Source organism: Rhodococcus sp. YL-1 (genome assembly GCF_001942025.1).
Lineage (GTDB): Bacteria > Actinomycetota > Actinomycetes > Mycobacteriales > Mycobacteriaceae > Rhodococcus_F > Rhodococcus_F qingshengii.
The window spans coordinates 3,118,532-3,135,656 of the sequence record NZ_CP017299.1; the positions used below are offsets into that span (position 1 = coordinate 3,118,532).

Consider the following 17,125-nt stretch of genomic DNA (forward strand, 5'->3'; position numbering starts at 1 on the left):
ACAAAACACGGATGCAGATCACTTTAATTGCAGTGACCTGCATCCGTCTCGATACAGCTTCCGGCACAGCCGGAAGGTTCTCAGTGTTCAGTTGTCGAGCCGCAGCTCAGCGCAGGTATTACCGCTGATCGCGCTTCGGGCCGTCGAATCCGTCATAGCTACGACGGTCGGTGCGGCTGCGGAAGCCGCCACCGCTGGTCGAGGCTGCACGGTTGTCGCCGCCTTCGCGGTTTCCCTGGTATCCGCCGGAGGAGCGGTTGCCCTGGTAGCCGGTCGAGGGGCGGCTGTCGCGATCGCCGTACGAGCGGTTGTTGTCACGGATGCCCTGGTATCCACCACCGGACGAACGGTTGCCCTGGTACCCGCCGCGGCTCTCGCCGTCACGGCTTCCCTGGTATCCGCCCGACGAGCGGTTGCCCTGGTAACCCGTCGACGGGCGGCTGTCGCGGTCTCCGTAGGACGGACGGCTGTCACGGCTGCCTTGGTATCCACCACCGGACGAACGGTTGCCCTGGTATCCGCCGCGGCTCTCGCCGTCGCGGTTGCCCTGGTAGCCACCCGAAGAGCGGTTTCCTTGGTATCCGGTCGAGGGGCGGCTGTCGCGGTTGCCCTGGTAACCACCGCTGGAGCGATCACCCTGGTATCCGCCGCGGCTCTCGCCGTCGCGGTTGCCCTGGTAGCCACCCGAAGAACGGTTGCCTTGGTATCCACCGGACGAGCGGTTGCCCTGGTATCCGCCACGGCTTCCACCACGATCACCGAAGGAACGCTCGCCACGAGAAGAGCTCTCGCGCAACGGTTCTCCGGTCGGCTTCTTGGCGCCGGTGATGCGAGCGAGTTCAGCAGAACCCGGGGTGACGGCAACGGCTGCGGCATTGACGCCGGCCATACCGGTCAGACGCTTGAACTGACGCTTCTGGTTGGGCAGCACGATGGCGACAACGGTGCCCTTCTCGCCGGCGCGAGCGGTACGACCAGCGCGGTGCAGGTAGTCCTTGTGGTCGGCCGGGGGATCGACGTGAACGACGAGGTCGATGCCGTCGACGTGGATACCGCGCGCTGCGACGTCCGTTGCGACGAGGACCGGGGTGCGGCCGTTCTTGAAACGCTCGAGGACGCGGGTGCGCTGGTTCTGTGCCTTGCCGCCGTGAAGCGACTCGGCAGCGATGCCGACTGCGCGGAGGCGGTCGGTGATTCCCTCGCAACCGAGCTTGGTGCGGGCGAACATGATGGTGCGTCCGTCGCGGGCACCGATCTCGGCGAGAACGGAATCCTTCTGTCCACGATCGACGAGGAGAACGTAGTGCTCCATCGTGTCGACGCTTGCGCGGCCGTCTTCGGTGGAGTGGGTGACGTGGTTGGCCAGGAACTGACGAACCAGCGACTGGACCTCACGGTCGAGGGTTGCCGAGAACAGCAGACGCTGTCCGTCTGCGGGGGTCTCACCGAGGATCGAGCGAACCTCGGGCAGGAAGCCCATGTCTGCCATCTGATCGGCTTCGTCGAGTGCGGTGATTTCCACCGAGTCGAGGATGCAGGTGCCCTGACGCAGGTGGTCGCCGAGACGACCCGGCGTTGCGACGAGGACGTCTACGCCGCGGCGGAGCTGATCGACCTGCTTGGCGAACGGCGTTCCACCGACAGCGGGACGAACCGTGAGTCCGAGTGCGCCAGCGTAGGAGTTGAGGGAGTCGACCACCTGGAAAGCAAGCTCACGGGTGGGGACGAGCACGAGTGCGCGGGGACGCTTGGCGGCCGGGCGATCTTCGTGGCGTGAGAGGCGGGTCAGCATCGGCAGGCCGAAGGCGAGGGTCTTGCCCGATCCGGTCTGTGCGCGGCCGAGAACGTTGGTTCCGGCGAGCGCGTCCGGGATGGACTGCGCCTGGATGGGGGACGGGACGGTGATGGAGTTGCGCGCCAATGCGGCAACAAGCTGCTCGGGCAGGCCGATCTCGGCGAAGGTGATACCCGGCTCGGTGGCGACTGCTTCTTCGGCAGCGGGGGTGTTGACGGTGGGGTCTTCGATGTTCTCAGAAGACGACATTTGGACAGCGTTGGTCACGCGGAAACCTCTCCGGACTACGGGCACGTCGCGGAGCGGAAGAAGCCATGCTGAAATACACGACACAGTTCGCAAAGGGACGAGCCAGGGCACATGTCACCTGGCAATCCGAACGCATACTGCGGGGAATTGGGCTGTGTGCCGTTATATGTTGACGGACCACGATGGTGGCCGTGATCCACTCTACGCCACCGGGGACACCGAAGTCAGGTAGCCCCGCCTGTGACCTGCACTACTACACGGGGTTACGCAGGTCAAGACTCAGTATGCGTTGAAAAGCAGTCGAAGTTCGGTGAGCCAGGGCACAGCAACCGCAACCGTGGGAACAACGAGAATCGCGACCGCCCCGAGATACGCAAAAACTGCGATGCGGGGATCTGCGTCGTCGGCCGAGAGGCGCTGCACCCGGATGAGCGTCGACGGCCCGCCCGCTGCCATTGCCCCGCGGGGTGCCGTCGATCCGGCACACGCGACAAGCGCCCGCGCGAGGGGAGTGGGACCGGTAGCCCGCACGGCTGAATCGTCGGCGAGCAACTCCACCAGTAGCTGCACCGATCCCAGGGCCGACTTGCTACGAACGAAACGGGGGAACGCGTGGTTGACGGCAGTGAAAGCCTCGAGGACCAGATCGTGACGAGCTCGCAGGTGGGAACGCTCGTGCGTCAGGATGGCTTTGACCTCGGCATGATCGAGGTTCTGCAGAGTGCCTTGACTGAGAACCACGCGTTGACGCAGACCTGGCAGGCAGTATGCGATCGGTTCGTCGACGTCCAGTACCCGCAGATCGGGTGTGCGTTCCACCGACGCGGGCATGGCGCAGTCGTCGAGAAGGTCCACCAACACGCGGTGACGTGCACGGCGACGTCGGGTTCTCACAGCGACCTGGATGATCGAGAAGATCAGCTTCGCGCCGATCAGAAGCGTCAGGGCAAAAACAACCACGTACAGAATCCACAGCGGGAGCCCGAGTGCATCGATTTCGGCGGTCGGGGCCGTCGTCGGCCTACCGTCAGTGCCGGGAACGAGCAGCTGGCTGGCAATGGCCAGGCCCGAGCTGAATGCCGACAGCACCGCAGCAATTGCGACGGCTTGCCACAGAACCAACGCCGCGCGTGGAGCGCGGTAAGGCCACGTGGAGCGGCTCAGGAGTGCGGGAACCGGACCGGCCAGCAACAAGGCAAGCAGTCCGAAAACCAGTGCAGTAGTGGCGTTCATGTCCTACACATCATGCACGACGAAATCAGTTCGGCCTAGAAATTCCGGGCTGCGCAGCCTTTTTCGCGGACTCGCGCACCTCGAGGGCAGCGAGCGCCTCGCGGAGAGCATCGGCTTCGTCAGCATTGACCTGTCCCACGAAGTGGACGAGCGCCGCAGCGCGACCGCCGGACTCCGGAGCCTGGGCCAGCGCGTCGACCATCAGACTCGCGACCAGTTCTTCGCGCTTATTGACGGGAAGATAGCGATGTGCGCGATCGTCACGCTGCTGAATCACCAGATGCTTCTTCGCCAGGCGCTGCAGAACGGTCATTACCGTCGTGTACGCCAATTCGCGATGCGTCGCGAGTGCTTCATGCACCTGTCGCACAGTTTGCGGTTCCGATGTGGACCACAAATGATCCATCACCGCGCGTTCGAGTTCACCTAGACCTGCCATTCTTCGATTCTACGGACTTCCACGACGAAATACGTACTACTGGTAGTAGTAACCACCTCGGTGGGGGTGTGGTATTGGCCATAGTGATCTGCGTGACGGTTACGGTGGTGTGAGACGACGAAAGTCCCGACAATGACGATGCCCGATAATTGCAAGCCAACAGTCGATCCGCAGAAAGTAGCCGCACGTAGATGACGATCGACAGTTCGCCGGGCACCGAAGAATCGACATCACGGGCGCGGGTAGTCACGCAGAAAGCTGCCGGCATCATCCGTTTCGGCATTCGCGACGCACCGTTGACGGTCGTTCTACTTCTCACCATGTGGATCGTGGGTGCCGCAACCGGCAGCCTCGTTCACGGACCGTCCCGCGATCTCGAGCACACGATCGGTGCCGGAATGGGCTCGATCCAGCACGGCCGCATCTGGACTCCGCTCACGTCCGTGCTGTGGGCAGGAAACCTGCTCGGGTACCTCGGCGCGACCGTGCTCCTGATCGCAGTCGCCGCACCCCTCGAACGCCGAATGGGAACGATCAAGCTTGCGATCGCCGGCGCAAGCACTCAAATCTTGGGAGTCCTGCTCGGGCTCGGCTGGGCGTCGTTTGCGAAGGTGTTCGATTCCAGTTGGGGATTCCGCCTCCACGTGGGCTCCGCGGTCGGAGCCAGTGCATGGATCGTCGGCGCTGCGATGGCCGCCAGCTCGAACATGGGCACCCTGTGGCGCCGTCGCATTCGCGTCGGAACTTTGGCGTTGACGATCACTTTGGCCTTGTTCAGTGGTCAGCTGCAAGACGTCATCCGATTCTTTGCCGCTGTGGTGGGTTTGGTGATCGGACAGTGGATCGTCGGACGATCGGCGCGCGGTGAGCGCATCGCCGGGACACAGCGAGAGGGTCGCGTCCTGGTCGCCATCGTCGTCGCGGCGAGTGCGATCGGCCCGATGATCGCCGCGCTGTCCCCGCAGGCGGTCGGCCCACTCGCGGTCCTCCGTGACCTCTTCCGCGGAGTTCCCTGGACTGTCGCCGAGGTTCGAGAACTGTGCGAGGAGTCGTCGTCGGATCCGGACTGCCGACGAGGACTCCTCGAGCTCAGACTCTCCGGTATCGGCCCGACTCTGCTCTCGCTGATGCCGTCGATCTTCGTTCTCGTGTTGAGTGACGGGCTCCGTCGTGGCCGCAGATTCGCCTGGATTGCGACAGTGTGTGCTCAGGTCGTCCTACTCGTCCTCTCGATCGGGAACTTCGTCATCAGGTTCGTCGACGCCGTCGACAGTGACAGCTTGTTCTACGGAATCAGCGATCCGAACGTGTACCGAACTCTGGTGCCGTTCCTGACACCGCTCTTCGTACTGATCCTGCTGATCGCGACACGTCGATACTTCGACGTCGCGGCCCCGGCCAAGACATACCGACGTCTCGGTGCTGCGATCGTGACCTTGCTCGCGGTCCTCGCCGTGATCTACGTCGGCGGCGGAATGCTCGCCAGGCACGGGTTCGATCGCGAGCCCACCGTAACGATGTTGCTCGCGGACTTCCCTCAGCGCCTTGTACCGCCCGTGTACCTGCAGTTGATCGATCCGCGTCTGCTTCCCGTGGACATCGAGTCGACGTTGCTCTTCGAGTGGACCGGCGTCGTGTTCTGGGGCGTCGCCGCCGTGTTGGTGTTCGTGAGTTTCCTCAAGCCGGTCAAGACCGCCGATCCCAAAGCCGCCGAACGAGCACGATCCATGTTGATCGCCGGTACCGGCAGCCCGTTGTCCTGGATGACGACGTGGAAGGGAAACACATACTGGTTCAGCGCGGACGGTTCGAGTTACGTCGCGTATCGCGTCATCGCCGGTGTTGCTCTCACAACCGGTGATCCGGTCGGTCCTCCAGATCGCATGCGCACGGCGATCGAGGAGTTTGCCGAGTTCGCTTCGTCGAACGGTTGGATTCCCTGCTTCTATTCAGTGACCGACGACGCCCGAAGCATCACTGATTCCATGGGCTGGAGCGGCCTGCAGGTCGCCGAGGAAACCGTGCTCGACCTCGGACAGGTCGCGTTCACAGGAAAGCGGTTCCAGGATGTGCGAACAGCACTGAACCGGGCGAAGAAGTCCGGGATCACGGCCGAGTGGATTTCCTTCCCTCATGCACCTCTCGCGATCAAGGATCAGATAGTTGCGATCTCGGAGGAATGGGTGGCGGACAAGGGGATGCCCGAGATGGGATTCACCCTCGGCGGACTCGACGAGATCGACGACGAACAAGTGCGGTGCCTGATCGCCGTCGACGAGGATCGCACCGTGCACGGTGTCACGTCGTGGCTACCGGTGCACCGCGACGGCAAAGTCGTCGGGTGGACACTCGACTTCATGAGGCGACGCTCCGAAGGATTCCGTCCCGCGATGGAGTTCCTCATCGCCTCCGCTGCACTGAAATTGGAGGAGGAGGACGTCGAGTTCCTCAGTCTGTCCGGTGCACCGTTGGCAACAATCGCCGGTGATTCCGAGAGGAATGCGAACGAACCGGAGGCCACGACTTTCTCGGCGATGATGGACAGCGTGCTCGACCTGCTCGGTCGCACCCTGGAACCGGTGTACGGATTTCGTTCGCTGTTGGCCTTCAAATCGAAGTTCCAGCCTCGGTACGTGCCGATGCACATGACCTTCGCCGATCCAGCCGCGTTGCCGAGCATCGGGAACGCGGTCGGACGAGCGTACCTGCCGACCGTGACGATCGGTCAGGGATTCAAACTTGTTCGGACGATTCTGGGTCGCTGATTCGCGATCGTCACGCAGGCTTTGCCGGCCCGCCGACGGCGCCGAACACGTGCCGGGTGCCGATCGGAACGATCAGCGGCCGATCCGAGACGGGATCGTCGATGACCGCAGCTTCGAGACCGAACACCTCGAGCAGAAGTTCCGCGGAAATGATGTCCTTGGGGACACCAGAAGCGACGACGGCGCCGTCGCGCATCACGATCAGATGATCGCTGTATCTGACCGCGAGATTGAGGTCGTGCAGAACCATCACCACGGTGCGCCCCATTTCCTCGTGGAGTTGATCCACCAGGTCGAGGACTTCCATCGAGTGCGCGAGGTCCAGATAGGTAGTCGGTTCGTCGAGAAGCAGAATGTCGGTTCCCTGGGCGAGAGCCATCGAGATCCAGGCCCGCTGGCGCTGACCGCCGGACAATTGATCGACGGGTCGATCGGCGAGATCCGAGACACCGGTCAGCTCCAGCGCTTCGGCGACCTCGCCCTCGTCGTCCGCAGACCACTGCCTGATCCACGACTGGTGCGGGTGGCGCCCACGTGAGACCAGATCGGCGACCGTGAGTCCTTCGGGCGCAACTGGAGTCTGGGGGAGCATTCCGAGCACCCGTGCGACTTCCTTGGTCTTCATCGAACTGATCGCCTTGCCGTCCAGGACAACCGATCCGCCCTTGGGCTTGAGCAGACGACCGAGCGCACGCAGGAGCGTCGACTTGCCGCAACCGTTGGGGCCGATGACCGTCGTGATCACGCCGGTAGGGATCTCGAGATCGAGTCCGTCGACGATGATGCGGTCCCCGTACCCGAGCGTCAGGTTCTTGGCGACGAGACGCGAAGGAGTATCGGTGGACTGGGCGATGGTGGTCATGCTGTGACCTTCCGATTGTTACGAACCAACAGGTAGAGCAGGAACGGACCACCAAGTGCGGAAGTCACGATTCCGACGGGGAGTTCCACAGGCAGAATTGTTCGAGCGATGACGTCGCTGCCGACCACCAGTACAGCACCGGTCAGCGCGGACGCCACGATGGGCGGGCCGGCAGAGCGCACCAGACGCATAGCGACCTGTGGCGCAGCCAGGGCGACAAAGCCGACCGGACCTGCTGCGGCGGTTGCGATGGCGGCCAGCGCCACGGCGGAGAGCAACAGCTTGGCCTGGGAGGATTGCAAGCGAACACCGAGAGAGGTTGCGTTGTCGTCGCCCAACCGCAGTGCTCCCATGGTGAACGATGCGATCACCGCGTAGCCGCCGACTACTGCGACAGCGATGGCTACCGGCCACATCTGATTCCAGGTGGCACCGTTGAGTGAACCGTTGAGCCACACCTGTGCGCGAGAAGCGTCGTTGATGTCCGCCGAGATGAGAAGCCATCCCGTCGCTGCCACCAGCATGGCGTTGATGCCGATACCGATCAGGATGAGGCGGAACCCCTCGACGCCCTTGCGCCACGCCAAGGCGTAGATCACCACTGCTGTCAGTAGGCCGCCGCAGAGTGCAGCCAACGGAATCCCCAGTGTGGCAAGCAGTCCCACGAACGACCCGCCACCACCGAGCACGATGAGAGCAACCGCGGCAGCACTCGATCCGGCCGTGATTCCGAGGATGTCGGGGCTGGCGAGGGCGTTGCGAGCGATCGTCTGGGTGACCGCACCTGCAATGCCGAGTGCCATGCCGATGAAGAGTGCGGTGAGCGATCGAGGAAGTCGGAGATCGAAGACGATCAGGTTCTGTGTCTTGCTTCCATTACCGAGCAGGACGGAAATGACATCGGGGATCGAGATCGGATAGTCGCCGCGTCCGATGTTGATGCAGAGCAGAAGGAAGAGTGCGACCGCGAGCGCAATGCACACCGACACCGCGAGTGGACGGTAGACCAGCGAGAATCCACCGATACGAATCGACTTACGTGAGGGGACGGTCCGGGGGAGTACCCGGAGTTCTTGCTTGAGCGTCACAGACTTGCCAACTTCCTGCGGCGTACGAGAGCGATGAAGAACGGGGCGCCGAAGAGGGCCAGGATGATTCCGACCTGCAACTCGCCGGGGCGCACGACTACGCGGCCGATGATGTCCGCGGTGATCAACATGACCGCGCCGAGCAAGCCCGCGTACGGGACCAGCCAGCGGTAGTCGGGTCCGGTGATGGCCCGGGCCACGTGGGGGACCACCAATCCGATGAACGCGATAGGTCCACACGCTGCGGTCGCGGCGCCGGTCAGCAGGGTGATCGCGATGATGCCGAGTGTGCGACTGAACGCGATGTTCGTTCCCAACGCTTTTGCGACGTCTTCACCCAGGCTGAGGACATTGAGACCAGGCGTACTCGCCAGGGCGATGACCAAACCGAGTATCAGGAAGGGGAGGACCTGCCAGAGAACGTCGAACCCGCGACCGGACACCGACCCGACTACCCAGAAACGGTAGGCGTCCAGACTGGTCTGGTCGAGGATGATCACGGCATTGGTCATGGCTTGCAGGAAGAACGCGACGGCTGCGCCCGCCAGAGCCAAACTCAGAGGACTCGCGCCGCCGTTTCCGATGGAGGACAAGCCGAAGACGACGATGCTGGCGACGAACGATCCTGCAAACGCGAACCAGAGGTACTGACTCGGTGCGGTGAAGCCGAAGAGATAGATCGCCATGACTACGAAGAAAGCCGCGCCGGCGTTGAGGCCGAGTAGTCCGGCATCTGCCAACGGGTTACGCGTGTGTCCCTGAATCAGGGCGCCGGCGATACCGAGTGCGATGCCGACGACAAGACCCAGGATGGTCCGCGGAGCGCGCAACGTTCGCACGATGATGTCCGTCTGGGTGCCGTCCGAACTGAAGATGGCGTGGAAGATCTCGGCAAACGTCAGCGGACGTGCGCCCACCGCGATGCTCGCGAGCATGACGAGCGCGAGAAGAACCGTGAGCACCGCGAGACCGATCAGCCGGCGTCGACGAGTTGCCCCGACGCTGTTGTCGCGCGCGAGTTCCTCGAACCCTTCTTCGCGCGCCGTGCTTTCACGGACCACCTCGATACCGGTTCGATCGAACGGCCTGCGCAGAGCCCGGCGAACACCGATGGGCTGCTTTGTCTTCGCGTCACGCGTGACCAGACCTACCCATCCCTTTCCCGAGGTCCGGCCTGTGGCACCTTCGCGGAATCCCAGGTTCCACACGAGGAGACCAACGGCAATGGCTATTGCCGTCCCACCGAATACTGCGCGGTCGGCTTCGCCGCCACCGTTCTCGTCTCGGAGCGACTGAACGACGTACCAGCCGACGAGCAACGGAAGCAGGAACACCCCCGCGTCGAAAATCCCAGCTAGAACACGCATTCGGACAGGAGCCGGGCCGCGCGGCACTATGCGCCGTCCGTACGTCTCGCTGGGTCCTCGGGGATGTCCGTTCCCGAGCGGTTTGATCATCGTCACTGGCGGATCGAGCTCCTGGTCTTTGTGCGCAGGGAATTCGCATCTTAGGTTACGGAACCCTATGTGGGTGTGCTCCCTGCGGGGCAAGTTCCTGTGAATATGCGGTGCCCAGCGTCACAGTTCTTTACTCTTGAATTATGGTGAGGCTAACCTACATTAAGAACCACAAGACAACTTCGGCCGATTGGAGTGCACGGTGACAATCACCTTGACCACCCAGCATGCGGATGTTCGTGAATTCGAACTCCGGTCGAACGCATTGAGCCGCACCAGCGTTCGCCTACGAGCACTCAACCCTGACTACCCGCGCGTCTACGCGGTTGCCGCCATGTCAGGTGAAGGCAAACGGCGTTGGTGGCAGTTGAGTGAAGGCTTGTGCGGGGATCGGGTGCATCAGATGTTCGCCCGCTCGCTCCAGGATCTCGACAGTGCCGAAGCTGCGGCGATACAGGTCGCAACATCACTGATTCACGCTGTGGTCGGCAGGGTTGCCGCATCGATCGTCTCCGAAGGTGCCGCTTGGGATCCAGGCCTCGAGAACCTGTTCATCCACATGGACAGCGACGGCGGTATCGACTGGGCCGGGGTGATCGACGAGACTCTGCGCGTTGCGCCGAACGGACGGGAGTCCGGCAGTGACGGCGTCGTCGACATGCCGTGCGAAGAAGCGCTCCTCGTCTGGACCGCGCACCGTTGCCTGACCTCGCTACGGGCGATCTACGACGCCGTCTCCAGGTGTGCGCCCGTCGACCAGTTCAGATTCTGGGGCTTGGTAGGGGAGTCGATCCTGGGCGCAGCGGCATATGTCCCCATCTTGGCCGGCGGGGGCGAATCAGCCGCTCAGCGCCGCGGGCAGGGGCTGCTGGACGCTTTTGTCGCCGCCGGACTGCCCGTGCGTGCACGCCGCAAGGTCTCGCTGCGTCCTCGTTGGAACCAGTTCGACGAAGGGCTTGCTAAATTAGGTCAGCCTTGCCTATGATTGTGGAACACCACGCGGAGAGTTACACCCCGCGAGAGTGACGAAACTGCCGGACCGCGCCGGAGTCCTGAGGGCTGCAGAGACTCCCGGTCCTTCCCACGGCGGGTTTCACATCGAATGATGTGAAACCCGCCGGTTCTTTTTCCAGACCTGATTCCAAGCTCGAGTTACCTCTCGTGTAATCAGGTAGGGAGTGGCAGCCACACCGGCGCCAGAGAATCACAGATGGAGATGGCATGGTCGACACTGCTGAGACCGCAGAGATGATGAAACGGCTCGGAACGGGCTTCGACGCCACCATCGGCCTGGAATACACCGAACTGAGCCCAGATCGCGTGCGGGCGCAATGGACCGTCAAGCCCACGCTGCACCAGCCCGCCGGGATACAGCACGGGGGTGTGTACTGCTCGGTGGTGGAGTCTCTCGCCAGCGTCGGTGGCACCGTGTGGCTGGGCGAGCGAGGACACGTGGTCGGAGTCAACAACAACACCGACTTCCTGCGCGCAACGCGGGAGGGCACTCTCACCGCTGAAGCCACCCCGATTCATCGCGGACGCACCCAGCAACTCTGGGAAGTTCGCATCACCGACGAGAACGACCGACTCGTTTCCAAGGGACAGGTTCGCCTCGCGAACATCACCGAGGTGGCGAAGATCGGAAACTGACCACGCGGCAGTCGATCGAATGACGGAGGGCGGCTGTGGAGTTGAACTCCACAGCCGCCCTCCGCCGGTCACTCAGGTGTTGATCAGCCGGCGGCCTTCTGCTGCTTGCCGGCAGCCTTCTTGGCTTCGCCATTCGAAGCGCTGCCGGACTCCGTCGCTTCCTTGTTTTTCTTCTCCAATTCGCCCATCGCGTTTCGCGCGAAGACCTGCTGCTCGGTGGACGCCATCTGAGCACGGCCACGCCCGAAGAACGTCACCGCCCACGACAACAGCGTCGAGGCACGGGAACGGAATCCGACGAGGTAGAGGAGGTGAATTGCCAGCCAGGCAACCCACCCGATGAAGCCGCTGATCTCGAGCTTGCCCACCTTGGCTACCGCGCTGAAGCGCGAGATCGTTGCCATACTGCCCTTGTCGAAGTACTTGAACGGAACTCGTTCCGACGGTGACTTGCCGTCCAGTGACGCTTTGATCTGCTTGGCCGCGTACTTGCCACCCTGCATGGCAACCTGAGCCAATCCGGGCAGCTTGTCGAGCGACATCATGTCGCCGATGACAAAGACGTTGGGGTGCCCGGGCAGAGACAAGTCGGGATTGACCATGACGCGGCCGGCGCGGTCGGTTTCTCCGCCGCTCTGTTCTGCGAGCTGCTTGCCGAGGGGGCTGGCCTGCACGCCGGCGGACCACACCTTGCACTGCGACTCGATACGGCGAAGCGTGCCGTCCTTCTCCTTGATGATCAGACCGTCGTTGTCCACGTCGGTGACCATCGCGTCGAGCTGGATCTCGACGCCGAGCTTCTCGAGCGTCTCGGCAGCCTTGCGGCTGAGCTTCCCGCCGTACACGGGCAACACGGCAGGGGCGCCGTCGAGGAGCACGACGCGCGCTTCACGAGGATCGATCTTGCGGAACGCGCCGTCCAGCGTTCGACGGGAAAGCTCGGCGATCTGCCCGGCCAACTCCACGCCGGTGGGGCCGGCGCCGACAACGACGAAGGTGAGCAAGCGCGCACGCTCGGCGGGATCGTCCGACAGTTCGGCCTGTTCGAAGGCCCCAAGGATTCGTCCGCGCAGTTCGAGGGCGTCGTCGATCGTTTTCATTCCGGGGGCGAACTCCGCGAACTGGTCGTTGCCGAAGTACGACTGACCGGCACCGGCTGCCACGATCAGACTGTCGAACGGCGTAACAGTGACGCGTTCGAGCAGGCGCGAGGTCACGGTCTGATTCTCGAGATCAATGGTCTCGACCTCACCGAGCAGTACCTGTGCGTTCTTCTGCTTGCGCAGCACCAGTCTCGTGGCGGGAGCGATGTCACCGACCGAGAGGATGCCGGTCGCAACCTGATAGAGGAGCGGCTGAAACAGATGGTGGGTTGTACGCGCGATCATCGTGATGTCGGCATCGGCTTTTTTGAGAGCCTGAGTGCCGAACAATCCTCCGAAGCCGGAACCGATCACCACTACGCGGTGGCGGTGCGGTTCAACCGACTGGATGCTCATTCCGTACTCCTCGAGTTCTAGGCGACAGTCCTACGGTAGTCCCACCGCGGCCGAGCTTCTCTGCGAGCAGTCCGACGCGCGCCGGTGTGTCCGAATCGATCAAGCGGCCTCGAGGGTGATCACTCCCGAGGTGATCGGCTTGGCCGGACCCCGGGGTGATCACCACTTTGTCGAGGTGTCAGCTACTGGCGGACGGACAAGATGAACAGTGCGATGCACCCGCCGACGAAAACCAGGATCGACAGGGCCACCGAGGCATACCCGACACCCACTCCAATTGCTGCCCAGTCCATGTGCCCAACCTCTCTTACGGTGCAATCCGGGATTCAGATCACATCTGCCTAGAGACATCACACCTCATCTGTCCCAACTTTCGAAACCCGGCACGCCCAACCGTTGACATGCAAGTAAATGCTTGCATATTGTGAAGTTGTGAACGACCGGATGAATGCAGCCTTCAAAGCACTGGCCGATCCCACACGAAGGCTTCTCCTGGACCGCTTGTTCGTAGCCAACGGTCAGTCGCTCGGCGAGCTGTGCGACAGCCTCGACATGAGTCGGCAAGCTGTCACTCAACACCTCACCATGCTCGAGGACGCCAATCTGATCAGCACGGTCCGACAGGGGAGGGCAAAGCTTCACTATCTCAATCCCGTTGCGCTCGAGGAGATTCGAGAGCGGTGGATCAACAAGTTCGAGGTACCGCGCCTTCGTGCGCTCAGTACCGTCAAAAAAATCGCGGAGGAAGCCATGACCGACAAGCCCAGTTTTGTGTACGTCACCTACATTGCGAGCACGGCGGACAACGTCTGGAAAGCGCTCACCGACGCACAGGCCACCGCAGAGTATTGGGGACACAGCAACGTCTCCGACTGGCAGCCGGGATCGACCTGGGAGCACCGCCGGATCGACGGTTCGAACATCGCGGATGTAGTCGGCACCGTAGTCGAAAGCAGCCCACCGTCGAGGTTGGTCACCACCTGGGCTGATCCGAACGGCGAACCGGGCGTCGACATCTCTCGGGTGAGTTTCGACATCGAAGCCTTCGGCGCGATCGTGCGACTGACCGTCAAGCACACCGATTTGGCGGACGAATCGGCTCGCATGGAGGTGGCCGGCGGATGGTCGGCGGTGCTGTCGAATCTGAAGTCCTACCTCGAAACCGGAAATACTCTTCCGGTGGCGCCGTGGGAGATGCCGGTCGGTTGACGGTTGTCGACCGGGACAAACGAGTCCCCTGAACAGGAGGAGATCGCCGTACGTTTGTCCGAACAGTCGGCCCAGTCCGGACTCAAATTCGCATAACCGTCAAATATTGGCGCGTTCAGTCTGTAAAGTTGCCAGAAGGATGCTAGCGTTTTGCCCGACATCGAGTGAGGACGACCTCGTCTCGGACGCATGGGAGAAACACTATGGGCGACGACGCTTTTCAGAATGTTCCAGTTGATCGACGCAAGTTCGTCAAGACAGTTCTAGCGGCCTCGGCGGTAACTGTGCCCGTCGTGACGTCGATCAGCCTCGGTGGTGCGGCGCCGGCCTTCGCAGCCGGTGACACGCCGAATCTTTCCGGAGCGCCAAGTCGTGGCCAGCAGAATCCGAATCAACCAGGCGGCGAGCAACCAGGCGGGAATCAACCCGGTGGTAATACTCCGGGAGGGAATCAGCCGGGCGGAAACGAGCCGGGCAATCCCGGATCATCGGGAAGTTCGGGATCGTCAGGAAGTTCGGGTAGTTCCGGGAGTTCGGGACCGTCCGGAAGTTCCACAGGTTCCGGATCAACCGGTAGCTCGTCAGGTTCGGGTGGAACGACGACCGCCAAACCCACCGGGCCGACAGCGCCGACGGAGCCTACCGTCCCGACTGTGCCAACCGTACCGACGGTGCCGACCACTCGCACCGAGCCGACCTTCCCGACCCCTCCGACCCAGCCGACAAATCCCACGGAACCTACGTAGCCGACACGACGCGACTGGTTCCGAGGGGGAACACCGACGATGACAGAGTTCGACGTCGCGCTACACCGCGCTCTGAAGAAGTTTCAGAGCGCGGGGTCGGTTCAGGTGAAGGAGACTCCTCCGCACGGAGAACTTGCCGATCTGACTGTCGCGATCGCAACCTACGACGATTTCGACGGCGCGTACTTCACGATCCACTCGATCTTGGTCCATCATCGCGAGGTTTTGGACAGAGTCGAATTCGTCTTGTTGGACAACAACCCCGAGGGGTTGCCGGCGCCGATGCTCGAATCGTTTGCGGGGTATATCGATCGGTTCCGCTACGTTCCGTTCATCGACGTTCGATCGACTGCGGTGCGGGACGTCCTGTTCCGCAAGGCAACAGGAAAGTACGTCCTGGTCCTCGACTCTCACGTGATCTTGGCACCGGGATCGTTGTCGGCGTTGCTGGCGTATTTCGATGCAAATCCGGAAACCGACGATCTGATCCAGGGACCGATGCTCTCCCAGGATTCCTCGCACATCGCGGCCACCCACATGGACCCCAAGTGGCGCAACGGGATGTTCGGCTCGTGGGGAGTTGATCCGCGAGCGAAGCAACACCCGGACGTGCCTTTCGAGATCGTCATGCAGGGCCTCGGCTCATTTGCCTGCAGGCGTGAGGCGTGGCCGGGATTGAACTCGCACTTCACCGGATTCGGAGGTGAAGAGGGATACATCCACGAGAAGTTCCGGATCAACGGCGGCAAGGTCGTCTGCCTTCCGGCTTTCGGTTGGCACCATCGGTTCGAGCGCCCGGCGGGTGTCCCGTATCGAATAAACTGGGAAGATCGTGTTCACAACTACCTGCTCGGTTGGACTGAGGTCAGTTGGGACATCGATTCACTCCATCGTCAGTTCTCCGAATACCTCGGTGATTCGTATCCCGAGATCCGTCTCCGTGCGGAGCTGAGCGTCCAGAGACCCGAGTTGGCCTTTGGTGGAGTGATCGTTCTCGGCGACGACCGCCGAGTCGCTCCGTGGCGTTCATGCCTGGCGGAGGCCGAGTCGATCGAACTGACCGTTCACCGTGCCATTCCGGCGGAGGACGACGCTCCGGATGGGTGGAGGACTGCGTCTGCGTTCGTCGCCGGAATCGACAAGGCCATTCTGTTGGCCTGGAAGTCGGTGGTTTTTCTGGACGAGGCGCGCGTGATCGAACCCGCGGTTATGTACAAGCTACGGAACATCGTCGACGACCTCCCGGCCGAGGCCGATACGGCTGTCATCCACGCACACGGCGAAGATCTGGTCGGAGCTGCACTGATTGTTCGCGCGGCGACATACGGAACTTTGCGAGACGAACTCTCACGAAGGATCAACGGACCCGCGCCGACCGACTTTTCACTGGCGGCTTATCTGCTCGAGCGAGGCGCAGTCGACGTTGTGCTCGATCGCCCACTGTCGCCTGTCCGAGTAGGGGGAGAACCCAACCCCGTTGTCGAGGATTCTGAGTCGGACCTCGGTGTTGCCGTCGTGAATCTCGATCTCGACATCGACAGATGGAAAGCGTCTTGGCATAGATTCATTCGCTTACCGCGCGTAACAGCGGTGGAAAGAGTGTCGGCTTTCGAGGACGCGATGAATCAGGACGCGGCCTTTGCCGTCTCGTGGCGTCGTGCGCTCGCTCGGGCGACTGAGAAGGGCTGGGATTCGGTCCTCATCGCTGCTGACGACGTCAGTTTGCTGGATGCCGCCGCATCGATCCTTGGCCATGCCCGCGAAGAGTTGGATCACGGCGATTGGGACGTCGTCCACCTCGGACACGACCCGCAATCGAGGGACGGAGCTCTGCTCGACGGTTCGGCACTCTTGCGCACCAGTCCTGAGAACCGTGGAGTCCACGCCGTTCTCGTACATTCACGCGCCTTCGAGCGAATTCTCGACGAGATTGCGGATCCGGAGTCAGATCCCGAAGCATTCGGACAATGGGCGGGTCACTACCGAACTCTGGGCGACTACCTGGTGGATGCGAGTGCCGGGGGAGCGCTCACGTGCCTGACGCTGTCGCCCGGCATCGCCTCCACACGCAGCCTGATTCGTTCGGGCGCAATCGAATCCGAATACTCACGACGCTTCGCACTGTGAGACCAC

13 protein-coding genes are annotated in these 17,125 nt (G+C 62.4%); 5 read left to right on the forward strand and 8 right to left on the reverse strand.

What is annotated here, in order from left to right; all coding sequences use genetic code 11:
• Positions 1 to 118: 118 nt before the first annotated feature.
• The 3 genes from BH682_RS14610 to BH682_RS14620 all read right to left on the reverse strand — a co-directional run bounded on the left by BH682_RS14610 (position 119) and on the right by BH682_RS14620 (position 3,716).
• Positions 119 to 2,062 (reverse strand): DEAD/DEAH box helicase, encoded by a 1,944-nt coding sequence (locus tag BH682_RS14610; RefSeq protein WP_075833183.1) that lies wholly within the window; start codon positions 2,060 to 2,062, stop codon positions 119 to 121.
• Positions 2,063 to 2,323: 261 nt separating this feature from the next.
• On the reverse strand, positions 2,324 to 3,277 hold the full coding sequence (locus BH682_RS14615; protein ID WP_007730909.1) for a M56 family metallopeptidase: 954 nt from the start codon (positions 3,275 to 3,277) through the stop codon (positions 2,324 to 2,326).
• Positions 3,278 to 3,302: 25 nt separating this feature from the next.
• Entirely contained in the window at positions 3,303 to 3,716 is a 414-nt protein-coding gene (locus BH682_RS14620) for a BlaI/MecI/CopY family transcriptional regulator (protein ID WP_003944876.1), read from the reverse strand.
• Between the two features lie 191 nt (positions 3,717 to 3,907).
• Here BH682_RS14620 and BH682_RS14625 point away from each other — a divergent pair, with 191 nt between their 5' ends.
• Complete coding sequence (locus tag BH682_RS14625; protein ID WP_075833184.1) at positions 3,908 to 6,481, forward strand: bifunctional lysylphosphatidylglycerol flippase/synthetase MprF; 2,574 nt, start codon at positions 3,908 to 3,910, stop codon at positions 6,479 to 6,481.
• Positions 6,482 to 6,491: 10 nt separating this feature from the next.
• Here the strand turns inward: BH682_RS14625 and BH682_RS14630 are convergent, their stop codons facing one another.
• Genes BH682_RS14630 through BH682_RS14640 form a run of 3 tightly spaced genes read right to left on the reverse strand, consistent with a single transcriptional unit; the run spans position 6,492 to position 9,888 of the window.
• Positions 6,492 to 7,343 (reverse strand): ABC transporter ATP-binding protein, encoded by an 852-nt coding sequence (locus BH682_RS14630; protein WP_003945031.1) that lies wholly within the window; start codon positions 7,341 to 7,343, stop codon positions 6,492 to 6,494.
• Entirely contained in the window at positions 7,340 to 8,431 is a 1,092-nt protein-coding gene (locus BH682_RS14635) for a FecCD family ABC transporter permease (protein ID WP_003944960.1), read from the reverse strand. Before BH682_RS14635 ends, BH682_RS14630 begins: the two co-directional genes overlap by 4 nt.
• A complete protein-coding gene (locus BH682_RS14640) occupies positions 8,428 to 9,888 on the reverse strand; it encodes a FecCD family ABC transporter permease (protein ID WP_073512408.1) in 1,461 nt (486 codons plus the stop codon). The genes BH682_RS14635 and BH682_RS14640 overlap by 4 nt, the downstream gene beginning before the upstream one ends.
• Positions 9,889 to 10,090: 202 nt before the next feature.
• On the opposite strand from BH682_RS14640, the gene BH682_RS14645 reads away from it, so the two are divergent.
• Positions 10,091 to 10,873: a hypothetical protein gene (locus tag BH682_RS14645; protein WP_003944809.1), complete on the forward strand. Its 783-nt coding sequence runs from the start codon at positions 10,091 to 10,093 to the stop codon at positions 10,871 to 10,873.
• A gap of 236 nt (positions 10,874 to 11,109) precedes the next feature.
• Positions 11,110 to 11,538: a PaaI family thioesterase gene (locus BH682_RS14650; protein ID WP_003945020.1), complete on the forward strand. Its 429-nt coding sequence runs from the start codon at positions 11,110 to 11,112 to the stop codon at positions 11,536 to 11,538.
• A gap of 83 nt (positions 11,539 to 11,621) precedes the next feature.
• On the opposite strand, the gene BH682_RS14655 is transcribed toward BH682_RS14650, so the two are convergent.
• A complete protein-coding gene (locus BH682_RS14655; RefSeq protein ID WP_003944885.1) occupies positions 11,622 to 13,037 on the reverse strand; it encodes an NAD(P)/FAD-dependent oxidoreductase in 1,416 nt (471 codons plus the stop codon).
• Between the two features lie 411 nt (positions 13,038 to 13,448).
• On the opposite strand from BH682_RS14655, the gene BH682_RS14660 reads away from it, so the two are divergent.
• Positions 13,449 to 14,246 carry an ArsR/SmtB family transcription factor gene (locus BH682_RS14660; RefSeq protein ID WP_083954668.1) on the forward strand — a complete coding sequence of 266 codons (798 nt, stop codon included), beginning with the start codon at positions 13,449 to 13,451 and terminating at the stop codon, positions 14,244 to 14,246.
• Positions 14,247 to 14,697: 451 nt separating this feature from the next.
• Here the strand turns inward: BH682_RS14660 and BH682_RS14665 are convergent, their stop codons facing one another.
• The gene (locus BH682_RS14665) at positions 14,698 to 14,979 is read right to left on the reverse strand and encodes a hypothetical protein (protein WP_042450929.1); all 282 of its coding nucleotides are present in this window, start codon (positions 14,977 to 14,979) and stop codon (positions 14,698 to 14,700) included.
• Between the two features lie 52 nt (positions 14,980 to 15,031).
• On the opposite strand from BH682_RS14665, the gene BH682_RS14670 reads away from it, so the two are divergent.
• Positions 15,032 to 17,119, forward strand: coding sequence for a glycosyltransferase (locus BH682_RS14670; protein WP_075833186.1), 2,088 nt, complete (start codon positions 15,032 to 15,034; stop codon positions 17,117 to 17,119).
• The last annotated feature ends 6 nt before the right edge of the window (positions 17,120 to 17,125 follow it).